This window comes from Nonomuraea sp. NPDC050451 (assembly GCF_044458585.1).
This window is the reverse complement of sequence record NZ_JBITHZ010000016.1, coordinates 24242-36975: the sequence shown is the minus strand read 5'-3', so window position 1 is coordinate 36975 and position 12734 is coordinate 24242. Positions and strand designations below refer to the sequence as shown.

Genomic DNA, 12734 nt, shown 5'->3' with positions numbered 1-12734 from the left:
AGGGTTAGCTGAAGGCTCACTCCAAGGCAAGTGGGAGTTCGACCCGGAAGGTGGAGCCGGCCTCCGGCGAGCTGTCCAGCGTGACCGCGCCGCCGTGGGCCTGGACGAGCGCCCGCACGATGGCCAGGCCGAGCCCGCTGCCCCGGTCCTCGCCGGAGCGGCGGCGCGACCTGGCGGAGTCGGCGCGGTAGAAACGTTCGAAGACGTGCTCGACCTGCTCGGGCGTGAGTCCGGGGCCGTGGTCGACGACCTCGAGGAACAGTGTCTCGGAGCCCGCCCCGATGCGCACGATGATCGGCGAACCGGGCTCGGTGTGGATGATCGCGTTGGTGACGAGGTTGCTGATGACCTGGCGCAGGCGTACCTCGTCGCCCGAGACGATCAGGGCCGCGCCGCCGACCACGTCCAGCTTGATGATCCGGTCGGGCGCGAGGATCCTGGCGTCCTGCACGGCGTCCGCGGCCAGCGCCAGCATGTCCACCGGGCGCATCTTCAGCGGCCGCTGCTGGTCCACCCTGGCCAGTAACAACAGGTCGTCCACCAGCAGGCTCATCCGGCCCGCGGCCTTCTCCACGCGCTGCATCAGCTCGGCGGGGTCGGCGCCGGGGTTCTGCCTGGCGTACTCGGCGAAGCCGCGGATGGAGGTCAGCGGGGTGCGCAGCTCGTGGGAGGCGTCGCCGACGAACTGGCGCATGCGGTCCTCGGAGCGGCGGGCCGCCGCCTCCGACGCCGAGCGCGCCGCGAAGGCGGCCTCGATCTGGGCGAGCATCCCGTTCAGCGAGTTGGCCAGGCTTCCGACCTCGGTACGCGGGTCGGCGTCCGGCACCCGGCGGCCCAGCTCACCGCCGGCGATGGCCTCGGCCGTGCGCTCGATCTGGCCGAGCGGGCGCATGCTCCGCCGGACGATCGTGATGCCCGCGACGGTCAGGAGGAGCAGTATGCCGCCGCCGCCCAGCAGCTCGATGAGCACGAGCCGCCTGGTGATCGCGTCGACCTCCTCCAGATCCACCGCGACCACGAGCGTCTGCCGCTGCACCACGCGCTCCAGCACCCGCCACTCGCCGTCTCCCCTGGTCGCCGGCGCCGTGTACGCCTCCGGGCCCGGCGAGGGCGACAGTACCGGTTTGGGCTTCAGGTCCACGTCGCGGTCGGTCAGCATCGGCACGAAGTCGCCGCCCGGCTCCTTGACCAGGACGATCGCGTCGGACTCGATGATGATCGGCCGTTCCGAGGTCTCCCTGTCCTTGCGCCAGTCGCTCACGACCTTCTTGTGCATGCGGGCGTTGAGCAGGCCGAGCTGGCTGTCCACCCGGTCGATGAGGTAGCCGTGCAGCACCGAGACGCTCACCAGGCCGATGAAGGTCATGCCGAACCCCAGCAGGGCCAGCATCGACGCGATGAGCTTGATCCGGAGCGGCAGGCCGCGCATCAGGGGCTCGGTGGCAGGCGAAGGACGTATCCGACACCGCGCAGGGTGTGGATGAGCCGGGGGCTGCGGTTGTCGATCTTCCGGCGGAGCACGGACACGTACGACTCGACGATGCCCACCTCGCCCCTGAAGTCGTAGTCCCACACGTGGTCGAGGATCTGCGGCTTGGACAGGACGCGGCCGGCGTTCGTCATGAAGTAGCGCAGCAGCTTGAACTCGGTCGGCGACAGCGCCACCGCGTTGCCCCCGCGCCACACCTCGTGGCTCTCCTCGTCCAGCTCGATGTCGGCGAACGTCAGCCGTGGCGGGGCGGCCGGGAGGTCGCCGTTCGTACGGCGGAGGACCGCGTGGATCCTGGCGACCACCTCCTCCAGGCTGAACGGCTTGGTCACGTAGTCGTCGCCGCCGATCGTGAGCCCGCGGATCTTGTCCTCGGTCTCGTCACGGGCGGTCAGGAACACCACGGGCGTGTGCAGCCCGCCGCCGCGCATCCGCCGGACGATCTCGAATCCGTCCAGGTCGGGCAGCATGACGTCGAGCACGACGAGGTCGGGCCGGTGCCGTTGCACGGCGGCGACGGCGTCGTGGCCGCTCTTCGCGGTGGTCACGTCGAAACCCGCGAACCTCAGGCTCGCGGCCAGGAGCTCGAGGATGTTGGGGTCGTCCTCGACTATCAGCAGGCGTGATTCCATCACATCCAAGGATGCCCTCATCGGACGAGTGCTGGGACAATTCCGGCAATGTGCCGGGCAATCGCCAGACTGGAGGTGGCTGCGGGCGAGGGCGCGTTGCGCACCAGGACGATGTTGCCGTGCACGTCCACCACGAAGTCGTCGACCAGGCGGCCGTCCCTGGCGACGGCCTGGGCGCGTACGCCGCCGGGAGCCCGTACGAGGTCGGCGGCGGTGAGCTCGGGGACGTAGCGGCGGGCGCCCCTGACGAACGCGCCTTTGACGAGGGACCCGTAGACCTCCTTGATCCCCGTACGCCAGTGGGTCCTGGCCATGCGCAGCGTCCCCGGCCAACCAAGAATTTGACCGAAATTTCGGATATTTCGCCAGGTGTAGCCTTCGTAGGCCAGGGCGAGCACCGCGTTCGGCCCCACCAGCACCCCGCCGTCGATCTGGCGCGTCAGATGCACGCCCAGGAACGGATAGCGCGGATCCGGCACCGGATAGATCAGCCCGCGGACGAGGTCCTTGGCCGCGCCCTGAAGCGCGTAGAACTCCCCTCGGAACGGGACGATCCGCACATCCCCCGACTGCCCCGCCATCCCGGCCACCGTGTCGGTGCCCAGGCCGCCGCAGACCACCAGCCGGTCGAAGGTGAACTTCCGCTTGGCCGCGAGCACGTCCACGCCCCCGGACCGCTCCCTGATCGCCCTGACCGGATGCGAGAGCCGTACGGATCCGCCCATCTCCTCCACGTCGAGCGCGAGCCGGCGGGCGACGGCGGGGAAGTCGCAGATCGCGGTGTGCGGCGAGTGGATCGCGCCGACGCCGACCGCGTGCGGCTCGATCTCGCGCAGCGCCAGCCCGTCGAGCTCCGCGATGCCGGGCACGCCGTTGGCGCGCGCCCGCTCGGCCAGCGCGCTCAGCAGCGGCCGCTCGGCACGGGTGCTCGCGACGACCAGCTTGCCGACCTCGTCGTACGGCAGCGCGTTGGCGGCGCAGTACTCCTTGAGCAGCGCCACACCCTCGCGGCACAGCCTGGCCTTGAGCGAGCCCGGCGGGTAGTAGATGCCCGCGTGGACGACGCCGCTGTTGTGGCCGGTCTGGTGGACGCCGACCTGCGGCTCCTTCTCCAGCACGGTCACCTCGGCGCCCCTGGCCTTCGCGAGCTCGCGCGCCACGGCCAGGCCGACTATGCCCGCTCCCACGACTCCGATCTTCTCCGTCACACGACGATTTTCCGGCTAACCGGCCCTCCCCGCTATATCCGGGCGATCCAGCGCTTGAGCGAATGGGCATAGCCGTCGCATTGTGCGTACTGTGTGCATCCGTCCGAGTGCGATGAGTGATGGCCGGTGCCGATGGAAGAGCGGTTCAGGGCGGAGCTGCGGCGCAGGCGGGCCGAGCGGGACTGGTCGCCGACGGAGCTCGCCACCAAGGTCCACTACAGCAAGGGGCACATCAGCCGGGTCGAGAACGGCGACAAGCCTCCCAGCGGGGCCTTCGCGCGCCTGTGCGACCAGGTGCTGGAGGCCGGTGGCGCGCCGCTCGCGCTGGCCGCCGCGGCCCAGGATCCGTGCCCCTGTCCGGGGCCGGCCGCGTTCGGGCCGAGGACGCCAGGTAGTTCTTCGGGCGCGAGCGGGTCGTGGCCGAGCTGGTCCGGCTGCTCGCGGATCCGCTCGCGACCCATCCGGTGGTGATCGAGTCCTCGGGGGCGGGCAAGTCGTCCCTGCCGGCGGCTGGGCTGATCCCGGCCGTCCGCGCGGGGCCGCTGCCCGGCCGGCAACCGGGCGTTCCGGCCATCCTGCACCGTACGCCCACCACCGCCACCACCATCGCCACCGCCGCCACCGCCGCCGCCAACGCCGCCAGCCCCGACGTCCCCGCCAACCCCGCCGTCCCCGCCTGGGACGACGGCCGGGCGGTGGAGACGTACAGCCTGTTGGTGGTCGACCAGTTCGAGGAGCTGTTCACGGCGCGGGCCGAGGCCGAGCGGGCACCTTACGTCGCGGAGCTGTGCGAGCCGGCGGCGGGCGGCCTGCCCGTCGACGACACCCCCACGGCCGGCTCGGTCGCGCAGTGGAACAGCGGGCGCTTCGGCCACGTCGCCGGGGTCAGCGGCGGGTCGGTGACGCTCGAGGAGTACAACAAGGGCGGCACGCACGTGTACAACACGCGCACAATCAGCGCCGGCGACGTGGAGAACTTCCTCCACATCGCCCGCCGAGCACCCGGGGCGTGGTTCGGGCCATCGAGCCATACCCCTTCTGGGCCCCTCCTGGGCATCGAGTCGAACATGAGTACGATGGCGGCATGTACCTGCCACCGGAGTGGCCGCCCGAGGTCCGCCCGCCCAGCGTTCCCGATTGGGAGACCTCGGCCGTGGCCTGGCTGCTCGACGCCGTGCCGCCCGACTATCGCGCCTACGAGGTGCTCAGGCGGCACCCGGTGGCGCTCGCCAGCATGGCCCGCCACCACGTCGCCTCCGCCGTGGAGGCCGCCCGCGCCGGCTACCGGGGGGCGGCGGTAGACCTCAAGGGGCACCTGCCGCCGCACGCCATCGAGGCGGTGCTGGACGCGTACCGGGAGGAGGGGCCGCGACTGGTGCGGCTGTCCCGTTCGATCGAGGTGGTCGAACGTGCCCTGCGCGGCGACCTCTTCACCGCCACGATGCGCTCCCACTAGCTCTCCCTTTGATCCTTTACGGCTGGCACGGTGGGCACCACCCGCCGTCGCCAGTGACCGACCCTCCAGGGAGACGCTCACCAGCCTCACCCCAACCCGCCGCAACGCCGCCCGTTAACCGCCTTCTCCGCCCTTTCGGCCACCACATCGCACCATCGGCCCGCGCCCTCTGAGCACCGCACGCATTGCGCCGAGCACCACCGCACACCCACCCGCCGACCCGGCGCCCCGAAGCACCCGGCGCATGGAAGTGCCCGCCGTGCCGGAGTGCGGTGCCCTGAGCGTTCCCGCGTTCCCGCGTTCCCGCGTTCCCGCGTCCCCGCGTCCCCGCGTCCCCTCATCCCCTCATCCCCTCGTCGCCTCGTCCCCTCATCCCCGCGTCCTCCCCGTCACGGCAACGCGGCGATGCGGGGGCCGGTGGGGTTAGCGGGTGCGGCGGGCGATGAAGGTGATGGTGCCCAGGGCGGTGGCGGCGGCGGCGATCCAGATCAGGATGTCCTTGGTCGTCAAGCCGGTCGCGCCCGTCTCGGCGGCCGCCTGGGAGGCCGTGCCCGCGTCCTTGGCGGGTGTCTGCGCGGCCGACGTCGGGCTCGGGGCGGTGGTGGGGCGGGCGGCGGCGGGGATCGTGACGCGGTAGACCGGGCTGCGGGGCCCCTCCGTGCCCGTGAGGAGGGATTTGCCGTCCGCCGTGTACGCGATCGACTCCGCCTGCTTCAGCTCCGGCATCGACACCTTGGTGATCATCTCGCCCGACGGGCGGTAGAGGGTGGCGGAGAAGTAGGTGCGGATGACGTACGAGGAGCCGTCCGGGGCGTAGGCGGCGTCCGTGGCCATGAGGGGCGCGATGGCCACCTTGCGCAGGACGTTCGTCCTGTCGGTACGGAGCTTCTTCGGCGCGGCGTAGACGGACCCCGAGAACTCCTTGGACACCACGTAGAGGCGCCCCGTCCGAGGGTTGATCATGATGCCTTCCGCGTTGCGGCCGCCGTCGGCGTAGCGGAAGCGGTAGCGGGTGGCGGGCAGGGTGGCGTCCTTGACGGTCCGGGGCTCCACCACGCGGTAGATGGAGATGTCCGGCCAGGCCCCGTTGAGGTTATCGCCGATGTCCGCGAACCACAGCGTGCCCTGCCCCGTGGCCGGGTCCTTGGTCGCGGCCATGGCCTCCCAGTCTCTCGCCTGGGCGCCCCGCACCTGGAAGGTGGCCTGCGTCCGCCCCTTGCCGTCCACGGCGTAGAAGGTGGGGTTGGCGGAGCTGTCGTTGTGCGTGTAATAGATGCCCTCGTGCGTCGGCGAGACGGCCAGGCCGCTGGACTCCGTGATCTTGGGGTCCTTGAAGGCGAAAAGCTTCTCCATTCCCTCGTCCGCCACCGCCGCACGGGCGGGAACGGTGAACAGCACACAGGTGGCCATCGCCACAGCCCCCGCGGCGGCCAGCGCCCGAATCACTCCATCCCCCACTCCGACATCATGCCCCACGAGTCGCCGCCCAAGACTGACCTCCAACGCCACCGCCCGTGTCCGCGTTGATAGCGGGTGGAAGGAGAGGCATGGACCCATACGAGGGCTTCAGGGAGTTCGTCCGCGGGCGCCAGCACGCGCTGATGCGCACCGCGTACCTGCTCACCGGCAACGCCCCGCAGGCCGAGGACCTATTGCAGACCGTTCTGATGCGGACGGCCAGGCACTGGAGGAAGCTGACGAAAGACGGCAATCCGGAGGCGTACGTACGCAGGGCGCTCGTCAACGAGCACATCTCCTGGCGGCGGCGCAGGCGTGCCACGGAGACGCTCACCGCGCACCCGCCGGAGGTCGAGCCCGGGGCCGACCCCGAGGACGAGAGCCTGCACCGCATGGCGCTGCAGCGGGCCCTCCTGCGCCTGACGCCACGGCAGCGGGCCGTGCTGGTGCTGCGGTACTACGAGGACCGCAGCATCGACGAGACCGCCGACCTGCTCGGCTGCTCGCCCGGCACGGTCAAGAGCCAGACCAGCCACGCGCTCGGCCGCTTACGGGCCCTCGCCCCCGAGCTGGCCGAACTGCTCCACGACGTCGACCCCGAGGAGGTCTACCGATGACCCGGTTCCGTGACGAGCTCCAGCTGATCGCCGCCCAGGCGCCCGAGGTCGACCTGGCCGAACGGGCGGTGCGGGGGGCCCGCAGGTGGAAGGTGGCGACGTTCGGCTCGGCGGTGGCGTCGCTGGTCGCGACGGCGCTCACGGCCACCGTCCTGATCACCACCCCGGGCGGCGCCACGATGAGTGGCGAGATCGCGAACGTGCTGCCCGCCTCCGGCGTGGACCCGGCCGCGTACGCGTACTACGACTTCTGCGGCAGGGAGTGGGACTACCGGAAGAACACCGGGACCTTCGCCGGCCAGGAATGCGCCCAGTGGCGGCTGGTGACCAGCACCGGCGGGAGCTTCCGGATGCCTGAGGCGCTCAGCGTGTACACCGAGCAGGTTCCCGAGAACTACATGAACACCGGCGGCCCTCTGACGATCTCCTCGGACGGGAAGCGGGTGGCGTACTACAGCGAGAAGGACCAGAAGTTCGCGGTCCGGGACCTGGCCGACGGCCGGGTCTGGCTCACCCCGCAGACCGTCACGCGGGAGACGATGGTGAAGAGCGGGGCGGTGCTGGTGCTCTCCCCCGACGGGCGCCACCTCGGCCTGCTGGACCGGACGAGCTCGGTGGTGGACATGGAGACGGGCCAGGTGACCGAGATCCCGGAGGGGTGGCGCGTGCGGCGGATCGGCAACGGCGGGAGCCCGGTCGTGGTCAGCGACGACAAGGACCGGCTGGGGCTGTTCGGCGACGGGAAGGTGACGCCGTTGAACAGGGTTTCGCGGCAGGTCAGCGAACTGTCCGCGGACGGGCGGACGCTGGCCTACCTCGACGGCGAGGTGATCAAGGACCACATCGTGACCCGCGACGTCGACACGATCGTCACGCTCGACGTCACCACCGGCAAGGTCCTGTCCGAGGCCAAGTTCACCGACGTCCCGAAGGACTTCGGTTTCCCGCGGATCGGCGGCTGGCACAGCCCCACGGAAGTGGTGGTCAGCGACGTACTGCGCGACAAGTCCTGGCGGGGCAAGAAGGACGGCGTGCCCACGATGGGCGACGCCACGTATGCGATCGACGTCAACACCGGCCGGATCCGCAAGCTCGCCGAGTACACGTACAAGGCCTGGTCGGGTGACCTCGTCCTCCCAGGCTTCTAGCCGACGAGGACCCGACCCACCTTGGCGCTGTGGCGGTGGAAACCGGTGCCCTGGAGCACCACCAGGAGCCCGTTGGCCACCGCCATGGCCACCCACAGGCCGGTGATCCCCCAGGTCCTGGCCACGGGTACGGCGGCCACGACCAGCAGCCCGTACCCGATCGCAAAGTAGGACAGGCTGGCGGCGGAGCGCTTGAGCGCGGTGAGGCCGGTGCCCTGCACCGCCTGGGCCGCGTCCAGCAGCGACGCCAGCAGCATCAGCGGCAGCAGTCCCTGCACGCGCTCCCGCACCGCGGCGTCGTCGCTGAACAGCGTCAGCAGGTGCTCTCCGAACCCGAGCAGCAGGCCCGCCCCGGTGAGCGCCCCCATGACGGCGAGCAGGGCCGCGGTCCGGTTGGCCTTCCGGGCGCCCGCCGGGTCGGGGGCGCGGGCCACGTCCGGCACCGCGGCCTGGGCGACGGAGAGCGAGGCCATCATGATGAAGCCGGTGAGGGTGGTCAGCACCGCGTGGGCGGCGGTGTCGCGCGTGCTGGTGGTGCCGGCCGCGAAGGTGACGACCCCGAGCACGCCGAACTTGATGAGCACGGTCCCGGCCAGCGGGATGCTGACCTTCGCCAGGGCGACGATCTCGCCGATCCTCGGCCTGGCCTGCCCGACGGGCCGCCCGAGCGCGCGCCGCACGCCGTAGGTCGCCACGAGCGCCGCCGCCGTGCCCGAGATCAGCCAGGCCAGGCCCACGCCGGTGAGCCCGAGCGGCGGCACCAGCACGATGGTGAGCCCGCCCAGCGCCACGCCGGAGACCAGGGTCGGCCAGAGCACGCTGCGGGTGCGCCCGAGCGCGATCAGAATGGTGCTCGAACCGCCGGTGGAGGCGAAGACCAGGAGGGACACCGCGAGGAAGTACGGCAGCAGGCCCATCTCGCGCACCACCTCGCCGGGCACCCCGGTGGCGCTCGCGATCAGCGGCACGCAGACCACCGCGAGCGCGCCGACCAGGCCGGTGGCCAGGCTGAGCCAGCGCGCGTCCCGCACGATCGGCACGGCCGCCGCCGGATCGTCCCGGAAAGGAGCCATGAACGGCCCGAGCCCGCGCAGCGCGCCCTGCACCGCGGCGCTGGCCGGGTTGAGCACGGCGGTCACGACCGCGAACGCGGCCAGGGTGACTGTGTCATGCTTGCCGAGCACCGAGGTGACGACCAGCGAGCCGACCATGCCCGCTACCATCGCGAGGAACAACGGCACGGCGGCGCGAAGTAAAGCGATCATGAAGCGCGGATGTCCGTCAGCGCTCCATTCGAGATCATGGACCTAGTGTATGGCCTGGAGTGCACTCCAGGTCTTTAGGGTTGAAGTCATGGATTACGTCAACCTCGGACGCAGTGGCCTGCAGGTGAGCCCGCTCTGCCTCGGCACCATGAACTTCGGCCCCCAGACCTCGGAGGAAGACTCCTTCGCGATCATGGACCGGGCGCTGGAGCTGGGGATCAACTTCTTCGACACGGCCAACGTGTACGGATGGAAGCTGGGCGAGGGCATCACCGAGCAGATCATCGGCCGGTGGTTCGCCCAGGGCGGCGGGCGCCGGGAGAAGACCGTCATCGCGACCAAGCTCAACGGCAAGATGAGCGACTGGCCCAACGACCAGAAGCTGTCCGCGCTCAACATCCGCAGGGCCTGCGACGCCTCGCTGAAGCGGCTGCAGACCGACTACATCGACATCTACCAGGCGCACCACGTCGACCGGGACACCCCGTACGAGGAGTTCTGGGAGGCGATGGACGTCCTGCGCCAGCAGGGCAAGATCATCTACGTGGGCTCGTCCAACTTCGCCGGCTGGCACATCGCCAAGGCCCAGGAGGCGGCCGTCCGGCGCAACGTCAACGGCCTCATCAGCGAGCAGTCCCACTACAACCTGCTCACCCGCACGGTCGAGCTCGAGGTGCTGCCCGCATGCGAGGACTACGGGCTCGGTGTGATCCCGTGGAGCCCGCTGGCCGGCGGCCTGCTCGGCGGCGTGCTGCGCAAGATCGACAAAGGCCGCTCGGCCTCCGAGCACATGGTCAAGCAGCTCGAGAAGCACCGCGACAAGATCGAGCAGTACGAGAAGCTCTGCGACGAGCTGGGCGAGGACCCGGCGTACGTGGCCCTGGCCTGGCTGCTCAAGCAGCGGGCGGTCGTCGCGCCGATCATCGGCCCGCGCACCATGGAGCAGCTCGAGGGCAGTCTGCGCACTCTGGAGATCGACCTCGACGAGGCCACGCTGGCCCGTCTCGACGAGATCTTCCCCGGCCACCGCACGGCTCCGGAGGACTACGCCTGGTAGCTCAGCTCACCAGGGCGCCGACGACGACGATGAGCAGGAGCAGGCCGAGCACAATGGGCAGCAGCCACATGCGAGGACGATCCACGGTCTGGAGCCTAGCTCTGCCCGGAGGGTGCGAGCGCCCATTCGGCGAGTGACTCGTACCTCACCTGGGGACCTCCGTGACTGCGGACGAGACGGACCTGCTCCGCCCGCCACGGCGAGCCGCTGAACCCGGACAGCGACTCGACCAGCGGGCGCAGGTCCGTCTCCGTCTTGGCGCGGGCCAGCGTGAGGTGCGGGTGGAACCGTTTCTCGTCGGTCTGTACGGCCCCGGCCCGCCGGGCACCCGCCTTGACCGAGTCCGCCAGCCTCGTCATGGAGTCGCCCGTGACGCCCACCCAGAACACTCTGGCCCGGCGGGCGGAGGAGAAGGCGCCGAAGCCGGTGAAGGCCAGGTCGAGGACGCTGTAGCGGCGTACGGCGCGGGCGAGGCGCTCCTCCAGCTCGGGCAGCACCTGCTCGGGCACCTCGCCGAAGAAGCCCAGGGTGATGTGCCAGGTGGCGCGGTCGGGCCAGCGCAGTCCCGGCACCTGCCCGACGTGCGGCGCGATGGCGCGCGAGATCTCGTCCAGGATCTCGTCGGGCGGCACCAGCGCCGCGAACAGCCTCATACCACCTGATTGTCTCTTGCCCACATGCCGCCTGGGCCCCAGGGGTGGGGCTCAGGCGACCGCGAGCGCCGGCTTCGCGACGCGGGCGCTGATCAGGCGCGTCACCAGCACCGCCAGCCCGGTGCCGACCAGCACCAGCACGCCGGACAGGATCACGCCCGCCCGCGGCCCGCCCAGCTCCGACAGCCAGCCGATCAGCGGCGCGCCCACGGGAGCCCCGCCGGTGAACACCAGCATGTAGATCCCCATGACCCGGCCCCGCATGTCCGGGGACGTGGCGATCTGGACGCTGGCGTTGGCGGCCGTGTTGATGGTGATCAGCGCGATCCCGGTCGGGATCAGCAGGAGCAGGTAGACGGGGTAGAACGGGGCCAGCCCGGTGGCGATCTGGAAGAGCCCGAACCCGAGCGCCCCGAACATCAGCACCTTGCGTGACAGGCGCGCCCGGCGTGCCGCGAGCAGCGCTCCGCCGAGCGCCCCCACCGCGAACATGCTGGAGGCCAGCCCGAACGAGGACGCCCCGGCCTTGAACACCTCGCGCGCCATGAGCGCGATCGACATCGAGAACGACTGCGAGAACATCGACACGAAGCCGATCAGCAGCACCGGCATGAGCAGCTCTTCGCGCTCGATCACGTACCGGAGCCCCTCGCGGAGCTGGCCCTTGGCCCTGGGGACGGGCGCGGCGGGGTTCAGCTCGGACTTGCGCATGAAGACCAGGCTGGAGATCACCGCGCCGAAGGTCGTCGCGTTGATCAGGAAGATGGGCCCCGTGCCGCCGAGCACGTAGATCAGCACACCGGCGAGCGCCGGGCCGACCACGCGGGCGAGGTTGAAGATGGAGCTGTTCAGCGCGATGGCGTTGGACAGGTCCCGCCGGCCGACCATCTCGACCACGAACGCCTGCCGCGTGGGCACCTCGACGCAGGAGATCAGGCCGAGCAGGAACGCCATCACGTACACGTGCCAGACCTGGGCGGAGCCCGTCATGGTGAGCACGCCGATGGTGAGCGCCAGTGTCGCCATGAGCGACTGGGCGGCGATGAGGATGGGCCGCTTGGGGTAGCGGTCGGCGAGCACGCCGCCGAACATCCCGAAGATCAGCATCGGCAGGAACTGCAGCGCGGTCGCCGTTCCGAGCGCCGCCGCGCTGCCGTGGGTGAGGTCGAGCACCAGCCAGTCCTGGGCGGTGCGCTGCAGCCAGGTGCCGACGTTGGAGACGATGCCACCTGCCGCGAACATGCGGTAGTTAGGAATCCTGAGCGACCGGAACATCCCGGTCTTGGGTTCTTCAGGCTCTATATCCTGCTGAGCTTCTCCAGAATCGGCGCCGCCTGGCGGAGCACTGACCGTTCCTCCGGTGAGAGCTCCTTCAGCCGCTGTGTCAGCCACGCCTCCTTGCGGCGTCGCTCCTCCTTCAGCAGCTTCTCGGCGGCCTCGGTTACCGTCACGGTCACCTGGCGCCGGTCGGTCGGATGCGGGCTGCGCGAGACCAGGCCGCGCTCCTCGAGCGTGGCGATCACGCGCGTCATCGAGGGCGGTTGAACCTTCTCGAGCTCGGCCAATTCGCCGGGGGTTATCCCGGAATGCCGTTCCACCGCGGCGAGCGTCGCGAACTGTGTGGGAGTCAGCGAGTGGGCTGCCGCCTGTCGTCGTAGGCGCCTGGTCAGCCTTGCCATTGAGACGCGCAGGGCTGAAGCCAGGCCTGCGTCGCTGCGCAGGTCCGTCTTGGGCTGGGTGTTGGTTAGCAT

At 70.5% G+C, this 12734-nt stretch carries 14 protein-coding genes and 1 pseudogene; 6 read left to right on the top strand and 9 right to left on the bottom strand.

Annotated features, from left to right (window positions below):
- Positions 1-16: 16 nt before the first annotated feature.
- From ACIBI9_RS37980 to lhgO, 3 genes are read right to left on the bottom strand one after another with little or no spacing between them, the layout of a single operon-like run.
- Complete coding sequence (locus ACIBI9_RS37980) at positions 17-1429, bottom strand: sensor histidine kinase (protein ID WP_397229555.1); 1413 nt, start codon at positions 1427-1429, stop codon at positions 17-19.
- Positions 1429-2121, bottom strand: coding sequence for a response regulator transcription factor (locus tag ACIBI9_RS37975; protein ID WP_397229553.1), 693 nt, complete (start codon positions 2119-2121; stop codon positions 1429-1431). The genes ACIBI9_RS37980 and ACIBI9_RS37975 overlap by 1 nt, the downstream gene beginning before the upstream one ends.
- A gap of 17 nt (positions 2122-2138) precedes the next feature.
- Complete coding sequence (gene lhgO / locus ACIBI9_RS37970; protein WP_397229551.1) at positions 2139-3329, bottom strand: L-2-hydroxyglutarate oxidase; 1191 nt, start codon at positions 3327-3329, stop codon at positions 2139-2141.
- Positions 3330-3461: 132 nt separating this feature from the next.
- On the opposite strand from lhgO, the gene ACIBI9_RS37965 reads away from it, so the two are divergent.
- Complete coding sequence (locus ACIBI9_RS37965) at positions 3462-3800, top strand: multiprotein-bridging factor 1 family protein (protein WP_397229549.1); 339 nt, start codon at positions 3462-3464, stop codon at positions 3798-3800.
- Positions 3746-4069 (top strand): annotated as a pseudogene (locus tag ACIBI9_RS37960) (hypothetical protein); the annotation flags it as partial. The gene ACIBI9_RS37965 and the pseudogene ACIBI9_RS37960, both read left to right, overlap by 55 nt.
- Before the next feature lie 32 nt (positions 4070-4101).
- On the opposite strand, the gene ACIBI9_RS37955 reads toward ACIBI9_RS37960, so the two are convergent.
- On the bottom strand, positions 4102-4275 hold the full coding sequence (locus ACIBI9_RS37955) for a hypothetical protein (protein WP_397229899.1): 174 nt from the start codon (positions 4273-4275) through the stop codon (positions 4102-4104).
- A gap of 138 nt (positions 4276-4413) precedes the next feature.
- Between ACIBI9_RS37955 and ACIBI9_RS37950 the strand changes: the two genes are divergently transcribed.
- Positions 4414-4785: a hypothetical protein gene (locus ACIBI9_RS37950; protein ID WP_397229547.1), complete on the top strand. Its 372-nt coding sequence runs from the start codon at positions 4414-4416 to the stop codon at positions 4783-4785.
- Positions 4786-5208: 423 nt separating this feature from the next.
- On the opposite strand, the gene ACIBI9_RS37945 is transcribed toward ACIBI9_RS37950, so the two are convergent.
- Complete coding sequence (locus ACIBI9_RS37945; RefSeq protein WP_397229545.1) at positions 5209-6243, bottom strand: hypothetical protein; 1035 nt, start codon at positions 6241-6243, stop codon at positions 5209-5211.
- An 89-nt stretch (positions 6244-6332) separates the two neighbouring features.
- Here ACIBI9_RS37945 and ACIBI9_RS37940 point away from each other — a divergent pair, with 89 nt between their 5' ends.
- Together ACIBI9_RS37940 and ACIBI9_RS37935 are read left to right on the top strand one after the other, a co-directional pair.
- A complete protein-coding gene (locus tag ACIBI9_RS37940; protein ID WP_397229543.1) occupies positions 6333-6860 on the top strand; it encodes a SigE family RNA polymerase sigma factor in 528 nt (175 codons plus the stop codon).
- Positions 6857-8008 carry a hypothetical protein gene (locus tag ACIBI9_RS37935; protein WP_397229541.1) on the top strand — a complete coding sequence of 384 codons (1152 nt, stop codon included), beginning with the start codon at positions 6857-6859 and terminating at the stop codon, positions 8006-8008. The genes ACIBI9_RS37940 and ACIBI9_RS37935 overlap by 4 nt, the downstream gene beginning before the upstream one ends.
- On the opposite strand, the gene ACIBI9_RS37930 is transcribed toward ACIBI9_RS37935, so the two are convergent.
- The gene (locus ACIBI9_RS37930) at positions 8005-9273 is read right to left on the bottom strand and encodes an MATE family efflux transporter (RefSeq protein WP_397229539.1); all 1269 of its coding nucleotides are present in this window, start codon (positions 9271-9273) and stop codon (positions 8005-8007) included. The two genes, ACIBI9_RS37935 and ACIBI9_RS37930, sit on opposite strands and share 4 nt — an antisense overlap.
- 88 nt (positions 9274-9361) lie before the next feature.
- Between ACIBI9_RS37930 and ACIBI9_RS37925 the strand changes: the two genes are divergently transcribed.
- On the top strand, positions 9362-10330 hold the full coding sequence (locus ACIBI9_RS37925) for an aldo/keto reductase (RefSeq protein ID WP_397229537.1): 969 nt from the start codon (positions 9362-9364) through the stop codon (positions 10328-10330).
- Between the two features lie 95 nt (positions 10331-10425).
- On the opposite strand, the gene thpR is transcribed toward ACIBI9_RS37925, so the two are convergent.
- The 3 genes from thpR to ACIBI9_RS37910 are packed head-to-tail and all read right to left on the bottom strand — an operon-like array spanning position 10426 to position 12734.
- Positions 10426-10983 carry an RNA 2',3'-cyclic phosphodiesterase gene (gene thpR / locus ACIBI9_RS37920; RefSeq protein WP_397229535.1) on the bottom strand — a complete coding sequence of 186 codons (558 nt, stop codon included), beginning with the start codon at positions 10981-10983 and terminating at the stop codon, positions 10426-10428.
- A 51-nt stretch (positions 10984-11034) separates the two neighbouring features.
- Complete coding sequence (locus tag ACIBI9_RS37915) at positions 11035-12225, bottom strand: MFS transporter (RefSeq protein ID WP_397229533.1); 1191 nt, start codon at positions 12223-12225, stop codon at positions 11035-11037.
- Positions 12226-12281: 56 nt separating this feature from the next.
- Positions 12282-12734: a MarR family winged helix-turn-helix transcriptional regulator gene (locus ACIBI9_RS37910; RefSeq protein ID WP_397229531.1), complete on the bottom strand. Its 453-nt coding sequence runs from the start codon at positions 12732-12734 to the stop codon at positions 12282-12284.

Bases quoted from the DNA above. Each gene is read 5' to 3' on its own strand.
- ACIBI9_RS37925 (WP_397229537.1), top strand. From the start codon at position 9,362: ATGGATTACGTCAACCTCGGACGCAGTGGCCTGCAGGTGAGCCCGCTC.
- ACIBI9_RS37930 (WP_397229539.1), bottom strand. From the start codon at position 9,273: ATGATCGCTTTACTTCGCGCCGCCGTGCCGTTGTTCCTCGCGATGGTA.
- ACIBI9_RS37915 (WP_397229533.1), bottom strand. From the start codon at position 12,225: ATGTTCGCGGCAGGTGGCATCGTCTCCAACGTCGGCACCTGGCTGCAG.
- thpR (WP_397229535.1), bottom strand. From the start codon at position 10,983: ATGAGGCTGTTCGCGGCGCTGGTGCCGCCCGACGAGATCCTGGACGAG.
- ACIBI9_RS37935 (WP_397229541.1), top strand. From the start codon at position 6,857: ATGACCCGGTTCCGTGACGAGCTCCAGCTGATCGCCGCCCAGGCGCCC.
- ACIBI9_RS37965 (WP_397229549.1), top strand. From the start codon at position 3,462: ATGGAAGAGCGGTTCAGGGCGGAGCTGCGGCGCAGGCGGGCCGAGCGG.
- ACIBI9_RS37975 (WP_397229553.1), bottom strand. From the start codon at position 2,121: ATGGAATCACGCCTGCTGATAGTCGAGGACGACCCCAACATCCTCGAG.
- ACIBI9_RS37940 (WP_397229543.1), top strand. From the start codon at position 6,333: ATGGACCCATACGAGGGCTTCAGGGAGTTCGTCCGCGGGCGCCAGCAC.
- ACIBI9_RS37910 (WP_397229531.1), bottom strand. From the start codon at position 12,734: ATGCTAACCAACACCCAGCCCAAGACGGACCTGCGCAGCGACGCAGGC.
- ACIBI9_RS37950 (WP_397229547.1), top strand. From the start codon at position 4,414: ATGTACCTGCCACCGGAGTGGCCGCCCGAGGTCCGCCCGCCCAGCGTT.
- ACIBI9_RS37980 (WP_397229555.1), bottom strand. From the start codon at position 1,429: ATGCGCGGCCTGCCGCTCCGGATCAAGCTCATCGCGTCGATGCTGGCC.